This is a genomic window from Oceaniovalibus sp. ACAM 378, from assembly GCF_008085915.1.
Classification (GTDB): domain Bacteria; phylum Pseudomonadota; class Alphaproteobacteria; order Rhodobacterales; family Rhodobacteraceae; genus Oceaniglobus.
Window position 1 is genome coordinate 95,727 of sequence record NZ_VSJK01000001.1, and the last position, 18,381, is coordinate 114,107.

Below are 18,381 nucleotides of genomic sequence, written 5' to 3' on the forward strand. Positions count from 1 at the left end.
GTGGCGCGGTTGACGGGACTCGAACCCGCGACCCCCGGCGTGACAGGCCGGTACTCTAACCAACTGAGCTACAACCGCGCATGTGGTGGGCAATAAGATATGCCACTGGTGGGGTCAAGCGCATCTTGCCCCTGAAACTACAATTTTTCTTTCGAAAGGCGCAGTTTGCGAAGATGCGTCCAGACAATGGGAAAAGTTGTCACCGGTTCACCCAATAACGTCTCGCGGATGCGTGCGGTTTCGATCCCACCCATCCGGGCATAGAATCGCCGTGCCGTCATATTGTCGGCCAGAACGGTCAGCCAGACCCGGGATTGGCCGCCGTCCGTCAGGGTGTCGCAAGCAGCCCCCATCAACGCCCGCCCCACCCCGCCGCGAGTCAGACCCGGCAAGACATGGAGGTTGTCGATATAGGGCCAGCCCAATTTGGGCTTGAGCCGCAGAAACCCGATCAGTTGGCCATCGGCGCGGGCGCACAGGATGCCGGGCGGCAAACTGGCCCAGGTGCGCGCCATGTGATCATCAAGCGGTTTGCCGAGCGCCGCGGCAGGCACGAATGGCGCATAAGCGTTGGCCCAACTGGCCTTGTGCAGTGCATGGAGCGCCGACAGATCGCCCGGCGTGGCGGCATCGACGATCATCGGAACACCTCGGGGATGGGTCGCCGACTGTTCGACGGGGTTTGCCGGGAATCGACCGGCGCGGTTTCACCCGCAACGCGGTGAGAGGTCAGAGCACCGTCAGGCTCGCGCAATATAATGGGACGGATTTTTATTGGGAAAAGCATAGGGACAGGATCACATTCTGTGCAGCGTAAGAACCGGAGCCGGGCATGGCGTGTCGTCAGCCGACCGCCACCAGCCCATATCCGATCACGAGGCAATCCAAAACCACCTGATACACTCTGGAACACGAAGGTCCGCTCCGGTGCCCGGTTCGGTACACAATCCGCCCTTTCGCACCCTATTGTCACCAGAGTATCCCGGTCCGGTACGCCCAGTCACAACGACACAGGCACCGGACCTGCACCCAACTCACTCTCCGCCCGCACGTTACGCATCCCCCACCACGCAAGACACACAAAGCCTCCACGGATACTGCGCAATCACTCAGTTGTGGGCGGCGCAGACTCGCGTTTCGCCCGGTCACGTCCTAGGACAGAGCGAAACTGAATGTCAGGCTTCCCGATATGCAATCTCCCCCCCTGCCCCTGACCCGTGATCTGGTGCTGATCGGCGGCGGTCATGCCCATGCCCTTGTGCTGCGCGCCTGGGGAATGGCACCGCTTGCAGGTGTCCGGCTGAGCGTGATCAACCCCGGCCCCACCGCACCCTATACCGGGATGTTGCCCGGGTTTGTCGCGGGGCATTATAACCGGAGCGAACTGGACATTGATCTGGTCCGGCTGGCCCGGTTCGCGGGGGCGCGGCTGATCCTCGGCTCGGCGACAGGCATCGACATTGGTCGGGGTGAAATCACCCTGAATGACAGGCCGCCGGTGCCCTATGATGTGGCGTCTTTCGATATCGGCATCCACTCGGCGATGCCCGATCTGCCCGGCTTTGCCAACTATGGCATCCCCGCCAAACCTCTGGGCCGGTTTGCGGAAAGCTGGCAGGATCATCTGGAGCTTGTGGCCGACACTCCCGCGCTGGCCGATGCCGGGCTTGCGGTGATCGGCGGAGGCGTTGCCGGCATCGAGCTTTCCATGGCGATGGCCCATGGCACAAGGCAGGCCGCCGGGCGCGTCGGACCGGTGCATGTGGTCGAGACCAAAGATGCGATGATCGGGCTGGGAAAAGGTGCTGCGCGCGCCTTGCGTCAACGGCTGGCCGACATGGGGATCACGCTGCTGGAGCAGACGGCGGTCGCGGGTCTGGAACCCGATGGTGTGCGACTGGCGGATGGCAGACATGTCCCATCTGCGTTCACCGTCGGCGCGGCGGGCGCGCGGCCCTATCGCTGGTTGGAACAGACCGGGCTGCCGCTGCACAACGGGTTTCTCAGGGTGGGTGAAACCCTGCAAATTCAGGGGGCGGACAATCTGTTCGCGGTCGGCGACTGTGCCCATATGGATCACGCGCCGCGCCCCAAGGCCGGGGTGTTCGCAGTGCGTCAGGCGCCGATCCTGCTGAACAACCTCTGTGCCGCTCTCGGTGCGGGAAAGATGCAACCGTATCGTCCGCAGCGCGATTATCTCAAGCTGATCTCGCTGGGCCGCAGGGCGGCGGTGGCCGACAAGTTTGGCCTGCGGCTTGAAGGGGAATTTCTGTGGCGTTGGAAAGACCGGATCGACCGCACGTTCATGTTCCGTCTGGCCGATCTGCAGACAATGCCCGCTGCCCCCTTGCCCAAACGTCGCGCCGATGGCGTTGACGATGCGATCCACGGTGGAAAAGCGATGTGCGGCGGTTGTGGTTCCAAGCTGGGCCAAGGCAGTCTGGCGGCGGTTCTGGCCGATCTGCCCACGCCCACACGGTCCGACGTGCGATTGGTCGCGGGGGACGATGCGGCGGTGCTGCGGTTTGGTGAGGTCGATCAGGTGATCAGCACCGATCATCTGCGCGCATTGACCGACGACCCTTGGGTCATGGCGCGGATCGCGGTCAATCATGCCATGGGCGATGTTCATGCCATGGGTGCGAAACCACAGGCGGCGCTGGTCACGGCAATCCTGCCCCGGGGCAATGACCGGCTGCACCGCCGTATCCTGTCGGAACTGATGGCAAGCGCAGCGGCGGCTGTGGGCGAATCCGGTGCGGCGCTGGCCGGGGGGCACACCATGGTGGGTGATGCGTTGGCCATTGGGGTGACGGTGACCGGCACCTCAAGCCGCGCGATCACTCTGGCCGGGGCGCGGGCGGGCGATGTGCTGATCCTGACGAAACCTTTGGGAACCGGTGTTATCATGGCCGCCGAAATGGCGCTGGCGGCGCGCGGTGAATGGGTGGCGGCGGCGTTGGAGTCGATGCAACGGGCACAGGGATCGGCGGCGGAAATCCTTTGCGATGCCCACGCGATGACGGACGTGACCGGATTTGGGCTGTACGGCCATTTGCTGGGCCTTGTGCGCGCTTCGGGCTGCGGCGCGCGGCTTGACTTGGGCGCGGTGCCGCTGCTGGACGGGGCGCTTGCGCTGGCCGAGGCGGGTCACCGATCAACACTGTTCCCTGCCAACCGCGAGATCGGCGGTCATACCGCGCTTCCCGACACTGCGCGCTGTGACCTGCTGTTCGATCCGCAGACGGCGGGGGGACTTCTGGCCGCTGTTGCACCTGAAGCTGCCGACAGCTTGATCGCTGCCCTGCGCACGGCGGGCCATCCGGCGGCGCGGATCGGCGAGATCACCGAAGGCCCGCCCACCATCAAAGTTGTCTGACGTCGATCACACGGCAAGGGTCTGACCCGAACCCGCTTAAATTCCACGCAACAAGTCAGAAATCCGGTCGGCTGCATGGTTCAGCCCGTCGTCATCCAGCGTTTCGACATCCAGCCTTGCCAGATCGCGCACCGTACCCCGCTGGCGGCGATAGCGCGGGTCATAGTGTTGCTCCATCAACTCGCCCGCCAGTGTCCGGAAATCGCCCGAGCCCGCCAAAGCCCGCCATCGCGCAATCCGTTCCTCTCCCTGAAGCCGGTGCAGCGCACTCAGCGTCCGGTCGAGCCGGGGCGCATCGGCTATGATGTCGCCATAGGCCCGCACCAGATATTCCGCCCGCGCGGGCAGCGGCACCTCAAGCGTGATCCGACGCCCTTTCAACATCGCCGCCCAGAGAGAGGGCGGAATCACCCGGCTGCCGATCTTGCTCGATTCCGCTTCGATCAGGACCGGCAGTCCCGGGGTCAGATGGTTGGCGGCACTGGCCAGCAGGGTCTCAAAGCCTTTCTGCGACGGCTGATCGCCCTGCGCCCCGAACAGCGATCCGCGATGCCCCGCAAGCCCTTCCAGATCAAGCACCTGATGCCCCCGCGCCGCGACCCGGGCCAGCAATTCGGTCTTGGCCGTGCCGGTGTTGCCATCCAACAGGACCACCGGGCAGGGAAAGGCGGTATCGTACAAGGCGGTCTTCACCAGCCTGCGAAAACTGCGATACCCCCCATCAACCACCGCCACCCGCCAGCCGATTTGGGACAGAATCGACGCGAATGCGTTCGAACGTTGCCCGCCCCGCCAGCAATAGACCAGCGGCTGCCATCCGCCATCATGCGCGGCCAACGGCCCTTCCACATGGTCCGCGGTGTTGCGCGCCACCAGCGCCGCACCCACCTTGCGCGCGGTAAAGGCGTTTACCTGTTTGTATATTGTCCCGACCTCGGCGCGCTGGGCGTCATCCAGCACCGGCAGGTTGATTGCGCCGGGTATGTGATCCTCGGCGAATTCGACAGGGGCGCGCACATCGATCAGGGTGTCGAACCCATGGTCGAGACTATCGGCAAGGCTTGCAAAGCTGTGATCCATACTCTTGCCTATCGCGCCCGAAGGATGACGAAAAGCGATAAGCGCCACCCGCCCCCGATCCGGGACATCCCATCGGTCCGGGTGCAGGGGCGATCATTCGCTCACCGGGGACTTGCCGGGTTCAGCGCCGCGCCGTATCAGCCCGGACATGCAGCGCTTCCGTCAAAACCCCACCGATCCGGCCTTCGTCCAGAACCCCTATGGGTTTTATGACCGCACACGGCAGGCGGGCGAGTTGTTTTTCTGGGAGGATTTCGATCTTGCCTGCGCCACCGGTCACGCCGCGGTCGGGGCGTTGCTGAAAGACCGGCGGCTGGGGCGCGAGGCACCCGCCGATCACGCGATCATCCCCGCCCCCCATACCGAAGAATTCTATGCCATCGAGGCGCATTCGATGCTGGAGCTTGAGCCGCCACGCCATACCCGTCTGCGTGGGCTTGTGCTGCGCGCCTTCACCAGCCGCCGGATAGCAGCCCTTGCCCCTGAGATAACCGCACTGTGTCATGAATTGATCGATGCCTTGCCCGAGGATGCAGACCTGCTGTCGGGTTATGCACAACAGGTGCCGGTGATCGTGATTGCGCAACTGCTGGGTGTGCCGGACTCGCTCGCGCCACAGCTTTTGCAATGGTCGAACGCCATGGTCGGCATGTATCAGGCCCGCCGCTCTGTCGAGATGGAGCATGCAGCCGCCGATGCAGCCCGCGACTTTGCCGGTTTTCTGCGTAGCCATATCGCCGAACGCCGCGAGACGCCTGCCGATGATCTGATCACTCACCTGATCGCCGCCGAAGAAGACGGCGCGCGATTGTCGACCGACGAAATGATCTCGACCTGTATCCTGCTGCTGAATGCGGGGCATGAGGCGACGGTGCATACTCTTGGTAACGGGGTAAAGGCGCTGTGCGAACATCGGGCCGGTCCCGGGTCGGTCACCGCCGAAAGGATCGCCTCGACGGTCGAGGAAATCCTGCGCTTTGATCCGCCGCTGCATATGTTCACCCGCTGGGTGTACGAGGATGTCACGCTGTTCGGCCATGATTTTCACCGGGGTGACAAGGTGGCCTGTCTGTTGGCGGCTGCGAACCGCGATCCGGCGGTTTACGATTTGCCCAACCAATTCGCCCCCGCCCGTTTCGACCCCGCCCAATCCGCCCCCGCCCAATTCGCCCCCGCCCGCCGCACACCGCCCCACACCGCCTTTGGCGCGGGCGTGCATTTCTGCGTCGGTGCCCCGTTGGCCCGGTTGGAGCTGCAAATCGCCCTGACCTGTCTGTTTGCGCGCTGTCCCGATCTGGCGCTTGCGGCGGTGCCCCGATATGCCGATATCTATCCATTTCACGGGTTGGACCGGCTTGATGTGCGCTTGGGTCGCAAACCGCGTTGACCCCGGGTCACTGCCGACCATTGCACCTGCCGGTCTGCGGGCCTAGCTTCCGCCTATGACGCAGGACCGGCCGATGCTCGGCATTCTTTTGATGATCGGGTTCACCGCCACAGCGCCGGTGATGGATGCCTTTGCAAAGCTGGCGGCGCCGACGATTCCCGTGGGCCAGATCGCGGCCGCGCGGTTCGTGTTGCAGGCGATCATTCTGTGGCCTCTGGTGCTTTGGCTGGGGCTAACAGCGCCCCCGCTGCGCGGCGACCGGACCCTGTATTTCGTGCGTGCCTTGCTGATCCTGATTGCCACCTCGGCATTTTTTGCCGCCCTTCGGGTCATGCCCATTGCCGATGCAATCGCGATCTTCTTTGTCGAACCTTTCATCCTCTCCGTGCTTGGGGCGGTGTTTCTAGGCGAAACCATCGGCTGGCGGCGGATCGCGGCCTGTGCAGTGGGATTCGCGGGGGCTTTGTTGGTCATCCGCCCCAGTTTCAGCGCGTTCGGCGCGGTGGCGATGCTTCCCGTGCTCACCGCCTTCTGTTTCGCCTGTTATCTGGTATTGACCCGCCATATCGCCCGCCGCATTCCAGCGGTCGCGCTGCAATTCTGGACAGCCATGGCGGCGACCGTGATCATTCTGCCGCTGCTGGCGATTGGTCACACCCTTCCCCTGCCGGGCTTTTTTGACGACGCGCCGTTTCATCCTTTGCAGGTGGTTCTGCCCCAGGGAAAGGTCTGGATCTGGCTGGCGGGAGTTGGTGGGATGGCAGCCGTTTCGCACCTGATGATCAGCTTTGCCTTGCGCTATACCCCTGCTGGTACACTGGCGCCGCTTCAGTATCTTGAGATCGTTGCGGCAACCGCGCTGGGCTTTGCGATATTTGGCGATTTCCCCGATGTTCAGACGCTGGCCGGGATCGCCCTGATCATCGGCTCCGGCATCTATGTATTCGTGCGCGAGCGGCGGCTGGAGCGTGAGCCTCTGCCCGCTCCGCAGCCGCCGATCTGATCCGTGGTGCGCGCCGCCGACCGCCCGCTGCTGGGCATCGTCCTGATGCTGGGTTTTTGCATTCTCGCGCCGATGGGCGATGCCACGGCAAAACTGCTGGGCGAACGGCTGCCGGTGGGTCAGTTGGTGACCATCAGGTTCATTTTGCAGGCGGTCTTTCTTGTGCCCTTCATGCTGCTGGCGCCATCAACCCTACGGATGCCCAGACGGGTTCTGTGGCTGATTGTCCTGCGCACCGCCCTGCATATTGTCGGCATCGGCGCGATGTTCCTGTCACTGACCGTGCTGCCCATCGCCGAGGCAATCGCCATCGCCTTTGTGATGCCGTTCATCATGCTTCTGCTCGGCCATTTCGTGCTGGGAGAAGAGGTCGGCCCGCGCCGGATGATCGCCTGTTCCGTCGGTTTTGTCGGCACACTTCTTGTGGTGCAGCCGACCTTTATGGCGGTGGGTCCATGGGCGCTGTTGCCGCTGCTGGTGGCGGTGGCGTTTTCGCTGTTCATGCTGGTGACACGCGGTATCGCCAAGGATGTCGACCCTATTGCCTTGCAGTTCGTCAGCGGGTTCATGGCCTGCACGGTCCTGATCCCGGTCATGCTGTTGCTGGATGGGTCCGGACTGCCGCATCTTGATCTGGAAATGCCGGTCAGACATGAGTGGCTGCTGCTCGGGCTGTTGGGGCTGCTTGGCACCTGTGGCCACTTGCTGATGTCATGGTCGCTGCGCTTTGCCCCCGGAGCCACGCTGGCGCCGGTGCAATATCTGGAAATTCCCGTCGCGACTTTGATCGGCTGGGTGGTCTTTTCGGCGCTTCCCAATGGACTGGCCGCGCTGGGAATCGCGATTACACTGGCGGCGGGGCTTTACATCGTGCTGCGCGAACGCAGCCTCAGCCGGGCAGCACGTCCAGCACCGGGTTCAGCGCCCGGCGCGGCAGAATGACCAACATGCCGGGTCCGTCCATCGCCACGCGCACCGGTCCCGTCACCCGGTTTGATGTACCGCACTGCCCCGCCGGTACAAATTCCAGCGCGTCGATCGGCCACTCCAACCCGGATGACCGGCCCCTGACCGGCGCCATGGGAAACAGCGAGAACCGCATACCGACCGGCAGATCCAACGCCAGAGCCGGGGGCGCGTGAAAACAGATATCCTCTGCTCCGATCAATACGATCCGCCCGGGCGTGGAACGGGCCAGCACCGCAAGCGCGGCCAGTTCGTGATCGATCCGCGCACCCAGAAACCCCAGCCCCAGAATCAGCGGCGAATCGATGCGGCCAAGGCACTTTTCGAAATCCGTCGTGTCCTGCGACGGATCGTAAACAATGTGGCGGGAATCGATCCTCTGTCGCGCGTCCAAAGATATCGAATCAAGGTCTCCGATCACCACATCCGGTGTTCGCCCGGCGGCCAGAACTGTGTCGGCACCTCCATCAGCAGCCACTAAATAAGGCGAAAACGTTAATATCTCCTGAAGATCCGCAGGTGAGACAGGCCCCCCGCCCACCAGTGTGACCCGCGAGGATTTAATCGGAAACATGGCAGTGTTAACCTTATATCAGCACTGCGACCACATTCTGGCCGCGAAAAGATACCGCTTAATCCGCAGTTCTGTTCTGATCTGCGCACCAATGCATGGTAAACATACCCTTGCTGGATCGGGGGAGAAAGCGAGATACCGATGGTTGGGTCGAGCAAGATTCTGACTGTTTCATACGGCACGTTCTCGTGCACACTCGAAGGGTTCGACCAACCTTTCGATACGATGAAATCCATCGCGGAGTATTTCCGCGATCTGGCCGCTGACGACCGGTACTTTGGGGCCGAACCGCCGCAGCCCGATGCACAGATGCTACATCAGATTGCCGAGCGTGAAGTCAAACGCCGGGTCGAGGCACGGGTGGAAAAGAACGGTGTCGTCCTGCGTCAGACCGCAGATGCCACCGCCGGTCCCGCTGCGGGCTTTCCGTTGACCCGTCCGGCAGTGCCCCCTCAGGCACCGCGTCGCGCTTCTCCGCCCGGCGACGACCGCCGCCCGTCACCGGCCAGATCCGATGCTGGCGACAACACGCCTTTCGAGGTCGAGATCGACGGCGACAGTGTCGCGGCCAAGCTTTCGCGCATCCGTGCCGTCGTGGCCCGTGCCCGCGCCAGCCGCGAAGCCGACACCGCCTTTGCCGAAGATGAACCGGTCGAACCCTATGTCGCGCCCGTCCGCTCCGACTTTTTCGTGGCCGACGCCCCGGTGATCGACGATGCCGAGGAAGCCGACGATTTCGCCGTGGAAGCCGCGACAGTTCCGGCAGACGACGCGGAATCCCCGGTCAGCCTCTCTGACATGATCGACGATGCGGGTTTGGATGAATCCGCAGATCCGACCGAGACACTGGCGGAAGCTTTCGACATCGCAGAGCCGGACGCGCCCGAAGATGTATCCACTCCAAAGGTTACAATCGCAGAAATCAGCGTAACCGAAGTCTCGATGACCGAAGTCGCCATAACAGACGTCAGCGATACGTGGACGGCGGATCCCGCTTTGGAAACGGCGCCTTTGGTCGACGAAACAGCGGCAGAAGATTTCGCCGACGAACCAAAGGATGACACGGGTCAGATCCTGGCCTCGGTCTTGGCCGAAACCGCGGACAATGCCAGTGAATTGGTTGCTGCCACGCCGGACAGCATGACAATTCCGGACGTGGAGACCATCGAAACCGCGGCACAAGAGTATGAATTGCCGGCACACACCGACGCAGAGTCAGATATTGTTGCAAAGATTGCCGAGCCGGAAGACCTTGAAAGCCAGTTCGACGATAATCTTCGCGATGCGCTGGATGATACGATTGCCGGTCTGGTCGGAGACAGCGAACCTGACGAGGCTCTGACTGCTACACCTTCGATTCCCTCGGCACCCCATGCCAGAATCATCAAGCTGAAGCGGACCGAGTTCGAGGCCGCGTTGGCCTCTGGCGAGATCGAAGAGGTCGAGGACGACGACGATCTTTCCGATACCGAAGACATGTTTGCAGAAATCGAGCTGGATGCCGACGAACCCAGCGATGCCATCGCGGACACCGGCACGATGGAAACCCACGACGATCCAACTGTGCGTGACGATCTGTTAACCGAAAACGTCTTTGCGGCCGATCCCGATAGCGACGATGATTTCGACAACATCGGCGCAGCCGACGACACGCTGACCGATGGCATCCGCAACCTGATCGGCGAAACTAGCCTTGACGAAGAGGATGAAAACGACCTGCTTGCCGAACTGGCGGCGGTCGAACGCGCGGAAACCGAAACGGCCAATCCGACCCGCGCGCCGCATCCTCTGGCCGACGCCAACTTTGACGAAACGCCCGCCGTAGCAGAGGAAGCAACGGTCGAGCAGGACGAGACGCAGGGTGATGAGCAGGCCCTTAACCGCCTTTTGACCGAAACCAACGCCAAACTGAACGATACCGAAGGCAGCCGCCGCCGCTCGGCCATTGCTCACCTCAAGGCAGCGGTCGCAGCGACCAAGGCCGACAAACTCCTGAAAGGACAGGCGGAAAAGGTCAAGGACGAGACCCTGATCCAGTATCGCGACGATCTTGCTCAGGTGGTTCGCCCACGCCGCCCGGTTGCGGGTGGTCAGACCGGCGAAGGCGCGTCACGTGAGCGTCCGGCCGATCCGCTGGCCGCACGCCCGGCGCCATTGGTTCTGGTGTCCGAACAACGGATCGACAGGCCGACCGAGCCCAAAGCGCCCGTCGGGTCCGTGCGTCCGCGCCGGGTTTCCCGCCCGCAAGTGGCCAGCGCAGAATCGTTGCCCGCCAGTGATCGCAAGGGCAACGCCGCGATCAGCTTTGCCGATTTTTCGGAACAGCGCGGGGCAAGTGATCTGCCCGATATCCTCGAAGCGGCCGCCGCCTATGCCGCACTGACCGAGGGGCAGACCGAAATCTCGCGCCCCGAACTGCTGCGCCGGGTGGCCACACTGCGCCCCGATCTGGAACTGAGCCGGGAAAAAGGCCTGCAAAGCTTTGGTCAACTGCTCCGCACGGGTCGAATCCGCAAGGTGGGACAGGGCCAGTTCGCGCTCAGCGATCAGGCGCAACCTTCCCAAAGCCGGGTGTCAGCCGGGTAAACCAACCGTATGATACAGAAAAAGGGGCGGTCGCAGGACCGCCCCTTTTTTCGTTTCGTGCCGCAGTTTTAATCCTTTGGCGTCGCATCCGGGTCGGGCTTTCCAATGCCCCGGAACACCGCCTTGAACGGCAGGGCCCAAGCAATGCCAAGCACCACATAGATCGCCAATTCAATCAGGATCGAAGGGCGATCCAGCAGAGTGACCAACCAGCTTGCCACCAGAATATAGAGCGGCAAACCGACCAGCAGCACCACCAGTGACCAGCGCCGACGCGCCTTGTAACTCAGTGCCATGATTGTCCTCTCCAAGTTCCCCCCAGCTGGCGGGATTTTTCTGGCCGGCCCCGCCACTGATTGGCAAGCACGCGCCGGGTTTAGTCAGCGAAGGGATCGGTCACCAGAATCGTATCCTCACGCTCGGGCGAGGTCGAAAGCAGCGCGACCGGGCAGCCGATCAGCTCTTCGACCCGACGGACGTATTTGATCGCATTAGCAGGCAGTTCGGCCCAGGAGCGCGCGCCTTCGGTCGATTCCGACCAGCCCGGCAGCTCTTCATAGATCGGAACGCAACGCGCCTGCCGGTCGGCGGCGGTGGGCAGATGATCCAGTTTTTCGCCATCAATATCATAGCCAACACAGATTTTCAGCGTCTCGAACCCGTCCAGAACGTCGAGTTTGGTCAGCGCGATACCGTTGACACCCGATGTCGCGCAGGTTTGGCGCACCAGCACTGCATCAAACCAGCCACAGCGCCGCTTGCGCCCGGTGACGGTGCCAAATTCATGCCCACGTTCCCCCAGCCGCTGACCGACATCGTCCTTCAGTTCCGCCGGAAACGGGCCTTCGCCGACCCGGGTGGTATAGGCCTTGACGATTCCCAGTACGAAATCGATCGCTCCGGGGCCGATCCCGGTGCCCGTCGCCGCCTGCCCCGCGATCACATTGGACGACGTGACAAAGGGATATGTGCCGAAATCGATGTCGAGCAATGCGCCCTGTGCGCCCTCGAACAGGATGCGCTTGCCGGCGCGTCGCGCCTCGTTGAGCACCTTCCAGACCGGCGCTGCATATTCCAGCACCGCAGGCGCCACAGCACGCAGAGAGGCAAGCAATGCGTCACGATCAATCGGCTCCATGCCGAGCCCGCGGCGCAGAGCGTCGTGATGCACCAGGGCCCGATCGACGCGCAGTTCAAGTGTGGCGGCGTCGGCAAGATCGGCAACCCGAATCGAGCGGCGGCCCACCTTGTCCTCATAGGCCGGACCGATGCCTCGGCCCGTGGTGCCGATCTTTGCGACGCTCGCCTGTGCCTCGCGCGCACGGTCAAGTTCGCCGTGGATCGGCAGGATCAGCGGCGTGTTTTCCGCAATCATCAGGTTTTCGGGTGTGATTTCAACACCCTGCCCGCGCAACTTGGCGATTTCCTCAAGCAGGTGCCAAGGGTCCAGCACCACACCATTGCCGATGACCGACAGTTTGCCACCGCGTACGATTCCCGATGGCAGCAGCGAAAGCTTGAACACTTTGCCGTCGATGACCAGCGTATGACCGGCGTTATGCCCGCCCTGAAAACGGGCGATGACATCGGCGCGTTCGCTCAGCCAGTCTACAATCTTGCCTTTTCCCTCGTCACCCCATTGGGCGCCGACGACGACGACGTTGGCCATTTGGCATCCTTTCAAGAACTCACGCGGGCGCAGAACCCGGCACCGTATATGTCGCCAGAACCGGCAGGACAAACGGAAACGTCATCACCCTTCGCCCAAACCTCTTTACAGCGCGGCCTTGGCTCTGGCATCCAAAAGCCGTTCTCCATCGAAAAGGTCCGCACATGGGTTTCATCATACGTTGGCTGTTCGCCTTTGTCCTGTTGGCTGCGACGTACAATCCGACCGATTGGAACTATGTCCGCTGGGCGCGGGTGAATTGGGAAACCCAGATGCCGATGGCGGTGCTTCTGGGATTGCTCTTGCTGATCGGATACATTGTTTATCTGCGCGCCACTCTGCGTTCGATCGGTGGCATCGGGGTGGTGCTGATTGCCGCTCTGGTCGGCGCAGTGATCTGGGTTCTGTACGATTACGGGATGCTGCGGCTGGACAATCACGAGTTGAACACCTGGTTGGGGCTTTTCGCGCTTTCGCTGGTACTTGGTGTTGGACTCAGCTGGTCTTTGGCGCGCCGCCGCCTGTCGGGACAGGCCGATGTCGACGATATTGACGAATAGACGGCTGTCGACGACTGCAAGGTCAGCTTTGGGGTTGCGGTAAAGGCCGTGGCCTTCTAGATACCGGCAGTCGCTGTCCGAAGGTCCGTCTGCATGGAAAATATTGTTCTCGTCGTTCACCTGATCCTGGCTCTGTGCCTGATTGGTGTGGTCCTACTGCAACGCTCCGAAGGGGGCGGCCTTGGCATGGGTGGCGGGGGTGGTGGCGGCGCAGTGTCGTCGCGCGGTGTCGCAACGGCCCTCACCAAGCTGACCTGGGTTTTCGCGTTCTGCTTTATCGGCACATCGATCGGCCTGACCGTGATCGCGGCGCAGAAAACCGCGGGCGGGTCAGTTATTGACCGGTTGGGCATCGAACAGCCTGTCGCCGAAACACCGGGCCTTCCGTCCGGATCTGATCTGCTGCCGCCGGGGGCTTCTGCCACGCCCGATACGCCGCCGCGCGCCGACTGATCCAACCCATCTCCATTTGCGGCGTGAGCCTTCACGGCGCAAGATAGTGCGGTCCGGTTGCGGGATGGCCGCGAATCCTGTATGGCTTCAATCCCGTGATGGTGCTGTTCATCGCACCGCAATCCAACACGTCTTGCGCATTTCACGGGGGTTTCAGACACCATGGCTCGTTATGTCTTTATTACTGGTGGCGTTGTGTCCTCGCTGGGCAAAGGTCTTGCATCGGCCGCACTTGGGGCGCTGTTACAGGCGCGTGGTTTTTCGGTCCGCCTGCGAAAACTCGATCCCTATCTGAACGTCGATCCCGGAACGATGTCGCCCTTTGAACATGGCGAAGTGTTCGTCACCGATGACGGCGCGGAAACCGATCTGGATCTCGGCCATTACGAACGGTTCACCGGTGTCGCGGCGCGTGCGACAGATTCGGTGTCGTCGGGCCGGATCTACTCCACTGTTCTGGAGAAGGAGCGTCGCGGAGATTACCTGGGCAAAACGATTCAGGTGATTCCCCATGTGACGAATGAGATCAAGGATTTCCTCAAGATCGGCGCCGATGAGGTGGATTTCATGCTCTGCGAGATCGGCGGCACCGTCGGCGACATCGAGGGGCTGCCGTTCTTCGAAGCGATCCGTCAGTTCGCACAGGACCGTCCGCGCGGCGAATGTATCTTTATGCATCTGACCCTGCTGCCATGGATTGCCGCCTCGGGTGAGTTGAAGACCAAGCCGACCCAGCACTCAGTCAAAGAGCTGCGCAGCATCGGCATCGCCCCCGACATTCTGGTCTGCCGCTCCGAGCGGCTGATTCCGCAAAAAGAGCGTGAAAAGTTGGCGCTGTTCTGCAACGTGCATCTTGACAGCGTGATCGCTGCCTATGACCTGAAATCGATCTACGAGGCGCCGCTGGCCTATCATCGGGAAGGTCTGGATCAGGCGGTGCTTGACGCATTTGCGATTTCGCCCGCGCCGCGCCCCAACCTTTCGCGCTGGGAAGACGTGTACGACCGCGTTTTCAACCCCGAAGGTTCGGTCCGCATCGCCATCGTCGGCAAATACACCCAGCTTGAGGATGCATATAAATCCATCGCCGAAGCATTGACCCACGGCGGCATGGCCAATCGCGTCAGGGTCAACATCGAATGGGTTGATGCCGAATTGTTCGAACGCGAAGACGCGGCGGCGATGCTGGAGGGGCTGCATGCGATTCTGGTGCCCGGCGGCTTTGGCGAACGCGGCACCGAGGGCAAGATCAAGGCAGCCGAATACGCCCGCACCAGAAAGATCCCCTATCTTGGTATCTGTCTTGGCATGCAGATGGCGGTGATCGAGGCGGCGCGCAATCTGGCCGGCCTGAAAACCGCAGGCAGCGAGGAATTCGATCACGAAGCCGGCGGCAAGCGTTTTGAACCCGTTGTCTATCACCTGAAGGAATGGGTGCAGGGCAACCACACCGTCGCGCGCAAGGTTGGCGACGACAAGGGCGGCACGATGCGGCTGGGTGCCTATACCGCGCATCTGAAAGACGGGTCGAAAGTCGCCGAAATCTATGGCGCGACCGAGATCGAAGAGCGCCATCGCCACCGCTATGAGGTCGACCTGAAATATCGCGATGTGCTTGAGGCGAAGGGATTGTCGTTCTCTGGCATGTCGCCCGACGGTCGGCTGCCTGAAATCGTCGAAGTGACGGACCACCCTTGGTTCATCGGCGTGCAGTTCCACCCTGAGCTGAAAAGCAAACCCTTCGATCCGCACCCTTTGTTCAAGGATTTCGTGCGGGCGGCGAAAGAGGTGTCGCGGCTGGTCTGAAACCAGGGGGCGACCGGCCCAAAACTCGGGCCGGTGCCTTGCGTCGACTAAGCCAGCATCCCGGTGTCGCCGCAGACGGATATTGCCTGACCCGACACTGTGCGCCCGCGATGCGATGCCAGCAGGAGGATCTGGTCGGCGATCTGGTCGGCGGTCACATATTCCTTGATCGAGGTGAATGAAAACGCCCGCGCCTCGACATCCGTGAACGATTGGCCCTGCGCCTGAGCCTTTGCCTCCAACACGCGGCGCTGACGATCACCCGCCACAAGCCCCGGCAGGATCGCATTGACCCGGACACCGGATGGACCCAGTTCCAGCGCAAGCGATTTGGTGAACCCGATCACCCCCCATTTCGCCGCCGCATAGGGCGTGCGCAGCGCGAATCCCACACGCCCGGCAAGGGACGACAGATTTATGATACTGGCGTTATCGCTTGATTTCAGGGCATCCACGGCCAGCCGCGTGACATTGAACTGCCCGGTCAGGCCGACCGAAAGGCAGGTATCCCAATCCTCGGGGGCGATGTCCTGAAGCGCGCCGGTCGGTCCGGCGACTCCGGCGTTGTTCACAAGGCAATCCAGCCCGCCCAGTTGGTCCAGCGCCCAATCCATGAAACCGGCCACGCCGTCCCGGTCGGACACATCGCAAACCCGGCCCGTGATCCCATCGGGCAAGGTGTCCAGTGCCGCTGTGTCCAGATCGCAGACAACGACCCGCGCCCCCTCGACGGCGAATCCCCTGGCGATGGCCAGCCCGATTCCCGCCGCCCCGGCCGTTACAATCACTCGATGTCCGTCCAAACCAAGATCCATGCCTTGCCCCTGTTTTTGTTCCGCGTAGGGTGGGCCAAACCCAACCCACCGGAGCTGCACAATGCCTAAAGGATACTGGATCGCCAACAATATCGTTCACGATCTTGAAACCTATGAACAATACAAAGCGGCCAACGCAGCGGTATTTGCAAGATATGGCGCCCGCTTCATTGTGCGCGGCGGCCAGCAGCAGGTGGTGGAGGGAGAGTGTTTTCCGCGATGCGTGGTCATCGAATTCGACAGCTATGCCGACGCGGTCGCCTGCTATGAAAGCGACGAATATACGGACGCGCTCGCGATTCGTGCGCCGATTTCCGAAGGACGGCTGATCATCGTCGAAGGGTACGAGGGCTGAACCGGTGCTGTCATATCAACATGGATATCACGCGGGAAATGCGGCGGATGTGCATAAACACGCGCTGCTTGCCTTCATGCTCGACTATCTGACGGCCAAGGACAAACCGCTAAGCTATGTTGAAACCCATGCCGGGCGCGGGCTGTATGATCTGGCGTCGCCCGAGGCGGTCAAGACCGGCGAAGCGGCTGCGGGAATCGCCCGCGCCGAAGCGTTCTTTGATGCCGGGCATCCTTATTTACGCGCACTGGCCGCCACTCGGGCGGACCATGGGTCCAGCGCTTACCCGGGTTCCCCCCTGATCGCCAAGGCACTTCTGCGTCCGGGTGACACGATGCATCTGGCCGAGCTGCACCCGGGCGAGAATGCCGCGCTGTCGCAGGTGGCCGGGCGCGCAAAAGTGTATCGCACGGATGGACCGGCGCTGGCCCATTCGATCTTGCCGCCGACACCCCGGCGCGGGCTGCTGCTGATTGACCCGAGTTATGAGGTGAAGGCCGATTATGCTGCGATGGCGCGACTGCTGCCCGAGCTGCACCGGATCTGGAACGTCGGCATCCTGATGCTGTGGTATCCGATCCTGGCCGACGGGCGGCACCGGGTCATGACCCGTGCCCTGTCAGCCGCCCTGCCGGATGGCCTGCGTCACGAGGTGGGCTTTGCCGCGGCGCGCTCAGGTCACGGGCTGACCGGCAGCGGAGTGTTCATCGTCAATCCGCCATGGGGCACAAACGAACAGGCCGCCCTGCTGGACGGCCTGTTTGAACGGCTTCGTCAAAGTCTCAGAAATCCAGCGTGATCCGCCGGGTGATACCGATGCGCACACCGTATTGGTCACGCTCGCCCTGCTGCACGATGGGGCTGTCGGCGGCATCGCCGGTGAACCTGTCCCAGGTCACGGCGCCCTCAAGTCCCCAATCGTCGTTGATCTTGTACTTGGCCCCGACTTCGACCCCGGCGCTCAGCAATCCACCGCCGGCGTTGAACGCCTGTCCGGCAAAGTTGCTGCCCACGGCACCGGCCTCGGCGGCGGTGACGCCGAAATAAGTCGATGAATATTTGTCCGAACCGATGAACAGTCGCGGTCCGGCAGACAGGGTCAGGCGGTCATTGGCCTGAAATTTGACGTCGGCCCCGACTTCGCCGACAAAACTCTCGTGCCCGACAACTCCATAACGCAGATCGGCAAAGGCATCGAAATTGCGCGAGGAATAGGCAAGCCCAAGCCCGAGTTCGACGCTGGTGTCCACGTCGTTCAGCCCGTTCAGTTCGGGATAGTCAGCCGCGCTCCGCTCGTCGATATACCGGAACGATCCGCGAAGCCCCAAACCGTATTGTGGGTTGTTCGGATCATAGGACCCAAAGGAACGCCCGCCCGGCAACCGAAGGAAGTTCAGCCCCACCGCAAAATCCGGCCCAACGCTGTAATCACCCGAACCAAAGTAATCCGGAGTCACCGATGCCCCGCCGCGGATCGTGAACACCAAACCGGGACTGGCGACCGGCGCCGCCTGATAAACCGGTAAGGGTTCGCCAACCGGCACAGTCAGATCGCCCGCCGTGGCAAACGACGGGATCAGAAAGGCAAAGGCGGAAATCAGGGCGCGGGGCAGGATCGACATGGGTGATTCCATTGTGGGACGAGTGCAGATGAACCCTATATAGTGTGTTTCCTGTCCTCGCGCAGATCACTTTCGGTACAACTGCTGTAATATGGTAATTATGCCATGCCCGCCACGCACCCTGCC

At 62.2% G+C, this 18,381-nt stretch carries 17 protein-coding genes and 1 tRNA gene; 10 read left to right on the plus strand and 8 right to left on the minus strand.

Translation table 11 applies throughout. From position 1 onward, the window contains the following. Position 1: 1 nt before the first annotated feature. A tRNA-Asp gene (locus tag FQ320_RS00425) sits at positions 2-78 on the minus strand. A 59-nt stretch (positions 79-137) separates the two neighbouring features. Continuing rightward, complete coding sequence (locus FQ320_RS00430; protein ID WP_148468941.1) at positions 138-641, minus strand: GNAT family N-acetyltransferase; 504 nt, start codon at positions 639-641, stop codon at positions 138-140. Positions 642-1,189: 548 nt separating this feature from the next. On the opposite strand from FQ320_RS00430, the gene selD reads away from it, so the two are divergent. Continuing rightward, on the plus strand, positions 1,190-3,379 hold the full coding sequence (gene selD / locus FQ320_RS00435; protein WP_148468943.1) for a selenide, water dikinase SelD: 2,190 nt from the start codon (positions 1,190-1,192) through the stop codon (positions 3,377-3,379). A 36-nt stretch (positions 3,380-3,415) separates the two neighbouring features. Here selD and mnmH read toward each other — a convergent pair whose 3' ends face one another. Then, positions 3,416-4,459, minus strand: coding sequence for a tRNA 2-selenouridine(34) synthase MnmH (mnmH, locus tag FQ320_RS00440; RefSeq protein ID WP_148468944.1), 1,044 nt, complete (start codon positions 4,457-4,459; stop codon positions 3,416-3,418). 148 nt (positions 4,460-4,607) lie between these two features. On the opposite strand from mnmH, the gene FQ320_RS00445 reads away from it, so the two are divergent. The 3 genes from FQ320_RS00445 to FQ320_RS00455 all read left to right on the plus strand — a co-directional run bounded on the left by FQ320_RS00445 (position 4,608) and on the right by FQ320_RS00455 (position 7,791). Beyond that, positions 4,608-5,846: a cytochrome P450 gene (locus tag FQ320_RS00445; protein ID WP_148468946.1), complete on the plus strand. Its 1,239-nt coding sequence runs from the start codon at positions 4,608-4,610 to the stop codon at positions 5,844-5,846. Positions 5,847-5,919: 73 nt separating this feature from the next. After that, positions 5,920-6,849 (plus strand): DMT family transporter, encoded by a 930-nt coding sequence (locus tag FQ320_RS00450; RefSeq protein WP_255509314.1) that lies wholly within the window; start codon positions 5,920-5,922, stop codon positions 6,847-6,849. A gap of 6 nt (positions 6,850-6,855) precedes the next feature. Further along, the gene (locus FQ320_RS00455) at positions 6,856-7,791 is read left to right on the plus strand and encodes a DMT family transporter (protein ID WP_255509315.1); all 936 of its coding nucleotides are present in this window, start codon (positions 6,856-6,858) and stop codon (positions 7,789-7,791) included. On the opposite strand, the gene FQ320_RS00460 is transcribed toward FQ320_RS00455, so the two are convergent. After that, entirely contained in the window at positions 7,739-8,389 is a 651-nt protein-coding gene (locus FQ320_RS00460) for a thiamine diphosphokinase (RefSeq protein WP_148468950.1), read from the minus strand. The genes FQ320_RS00455 and FQ320_RS00460 overlap by 53 nt on opposite strands. A gap of 141 nt (positions 8,390-8,530) precedes the next feature. On the opposite strand from FQ320_RS00460, the gene FQ320_RS00465 reads away from it, so the two are divergent. Next, entirely contained in the window at positions 8,531-10,975 is a 2,445-nt protein-coding gene (locus FQ320_RS00465; RefSeq protein ID WP_148468952.1) for a hypothetical protein, read from the plus strand. Positions 10,976-11,043: 68 nt separating this feature from the next. On the opposite strand, the gene FQ320_RS00470 is transcribed toward FQ320_RS00465, so the two are convergent. Both FQ320_RS00470 and FQ320_RS00475 read right to left on the minus strand, forming a co-directional pair. Further along, entirely contained in the window at positions 11,044-11,271 is a 228-nt protein-coding gene (locus FQ320_RS00470; protein ID WP_148468954.1) for a DUF2842 domain-containing protein, read from the minus strand. Between the two features lie 80 nt (positions 11,272-11,351). Then, positions 11,352-12,644 (minus strand): adenylosuccinate synthase, encoded by a 1,293-nt coding sequence (locus FQ320_RS00475; RefSeq protein WP_148468955.1) that lies wholly within the window; start codon positions 12,642-12,644, stop codon positions 11,352-11,354. 164 nt (positions 12,645-12,808) lie between these two features. On the opposite strand from FQ320_RS00475, the gene FQ320_RS00480 reads away from it, so the two are divergent. The 3 genes from FQ320_RS00480 to FQ320_RS00490 all read left to right on the plus strand — a co-directional run bounded on the left by FQ320_RS00480 (position 12,809) and on the right by FQ320_RS00490 (position 15,463). Next, complete coding sequence (locus FQ320_RS00480) at positions 12,809-13,204, plus strand: DUF6524 family protein (RefSeq protein ID WP_148468957.1); 396 nt, start codon at positions 12,809-12,811, stop codon at positions 13,202-13,204. 93 nt (positions 13,205-13,297) lie between these two features. Further along, complete coding sequence (gene secG, locus FQ320_RS00485) at positions 13,298-13,657, plus strand: preprotein translocase subunit SecG (protein ID WP_148468959.1); 360 nt, start codon at positions 13,298-13,300, stop codon at positions 13,655-13,657. Between the two features lie 162 nt (positions 13,658-13,819). Continuing rightward, on the plus strand, positions 13,820-15,463 hold the full coding sequence (locus FQ320_RS00490; RefSeq protein ID WP_148468961.1) for a CTP synthase: 1,644 nt from the start codon (positions 13,820-13,822) through the stop codon (positions 15,461-15,463). A gap of 47 nt (positions 15,464-15,510) precedes the next feature. Here FQ320_RS00490 and FQ320_RS00495 read toward each other — a convergent pair whose 3' ends face one another. Beyond that, positions 15,511-16,278 (minus strand): SDR family oxidoreductase, encoded by a 768-nt coding sequence (locus tag FQ320_RS00495; RefSeq protein WP_148468962.1) that lies wholly within the window; start codon positions 16,276-16,278, stop codon positions 15,511-15,513. Positions 16,279-16,339: 61 nt separating this feature from the next. Between FQ320_RS00495 and FQ320_RS00500 the strand changes: the two genes are divergently transcribed. After that, positions 16,340-16,633 carry a DUF1330 domain-containing protein gene (locus FQ320_RS00500; protein WP_148468964.1) on the plus strand — a complete coding sequence of 98 codons (294 nt, stop codon included), beginning with the start codon at positions 16,340-16,342 and terminating at the stop codon, positions 16,631-16,633. Positions 16,634-16,637: 4 nt separating this feature from the next. Then, a complete protein-coding gene (rlmJ, locus tag FQ320_RS00505) occupies positions 16,638-17,432 on the plus strand; it encodes a 23S rRNA (adenine(2030)-N(6))-methyltransferase RlmJ (protein WP_148468966.1) in 795 nt (264 codons plus the stop codon). Here rlmJ and FQ320_RS00510 read toward each other — a convergent pair. Beyond that, positions 17,416-18,255: a MipA/OmpV family protein gene (locus FQ320_RS00510; RefSeq protein ID WP_148468968.1), complete on the minus strand. Its 840-nt coding sequence runs from the start codon at positions 18,253-18,255 to the stop codon at positions 17,416-17,418. The two genes, rlmJ and FQ320_RS00510, sit on opposite strands and share 17 nt — an antisense overlap. Positions 18,256-18,381 lie beyond the last annotated feature (126 nt).

Excerpts from the sequence above, each read along its gene's own strand:
- FQ320_RS00445 (WP_148468946.1), top strand. The coding sequence starts at position 4,608 with ATGCAGCGCTTCCGTCAAAACCCCACCGATCCGGCCTTCGTCCAGAAC.
- FQ320_RS00510 (WP_148468968.1), bottom strand. The coding sequence starts at position 18,255 with ATGTCGATCCTGCCCCGCGCCCTGATTTCCGCCTTTGCCTTTCTGATC.
- FQ320_RS00470 (WP_148468954.1), bottom strand. The coding sequence starts at position 11,271 with ATGGCACTGAGTTACAAGGCGCGTCGGCGCTGGTCACTGGTGGTGCTG.
- FQ320_RS00460 (WP_148468950.1), bottom strand. The coding sequence starts at position 8,389 with ATGTTTCCGATTAAATCCTCGCGGGTCACACTGGTGGGCGGGGGGCCT.
- mnmH (WP_148468944.1), bottom strand. The coding sequence starts at position 4,459 with ATGGATCACAGCTTTGCAAGCCTTGCCGATAGTCTCGACCATGGGTTC.
- secG (WP_148468959.1), top strand. The coding sequence starts at position 13,298 with ATGGAAAATATTGTTCTCGTCGTTCACCTGATCCTGGCTCTGTGCCTG.
- FQ320_RS00490 (WP_148468961.1), top strand. The coding sequence starts at position 13,820 with ATGGCTCGTTATGTCTTTATTACTGGTGGCGTTGTGTCCTCGCTGGGC.
- FQ320_RS00475 (WP_148468955.1), bottom strand. The coding sequence starts at position 12,644 with ATGGCCAACGTCGTCGTCGTCGGCGCCCAATGGGGTGACGAGGGAAAA.
- FQ320_RS00465 (WP_148468952.1), top strand. The coding sequence starts at position 8,531 with ATGGTTGGGTCGAGCAAGATTCTGACTGTTTCATACGGCACGTTCTCG.
- FQ320_RS00450 (WP_255509314.1), top strand. The coding sequence starts at position 5,920 with ATGCTCGGCATTCTTTTGATGATCGGGTTCACCGCCACAGCGCCGGTG.
- selD (WP_148468943.1), top strand. The coding sequence starts at position 1,190 with ATGCAATCTCCCCCCCTGCCCCTGACCCGTGATCTGGTGCTGATCGGC.
- FQ320_RS00480 (WP_148468957.1), top strand. The coding sequence starts at position 12,809 with ATGGGTTTCATCATACGTTGGCTGTTCGCCTTTGTCCTGTTGGCTGCG.
- FQ320_RS00430 (WP_148468941.1), bottom strand. The coding sequence starts at position 641 with ATGATCGTCGATGCCGCCACGCCGGGCGATCTGTCGGCGCTCCATGCA.
- FQ320_RS00495 (WP_148468962.1), bottom strand. The coding sequence starts at position 16,278 with ATGGATCTTGGTTTGGACGGACATCGAGTGATTGTAACGGCCGGGGCG.
- FQ320_RS00500 (WP_148468964.1), top strand. The coding sequence starts at position 16,340 with ATGCCTAAAGGATACTGGATCGCCAACAATATCGTTCACGATCTTGAA.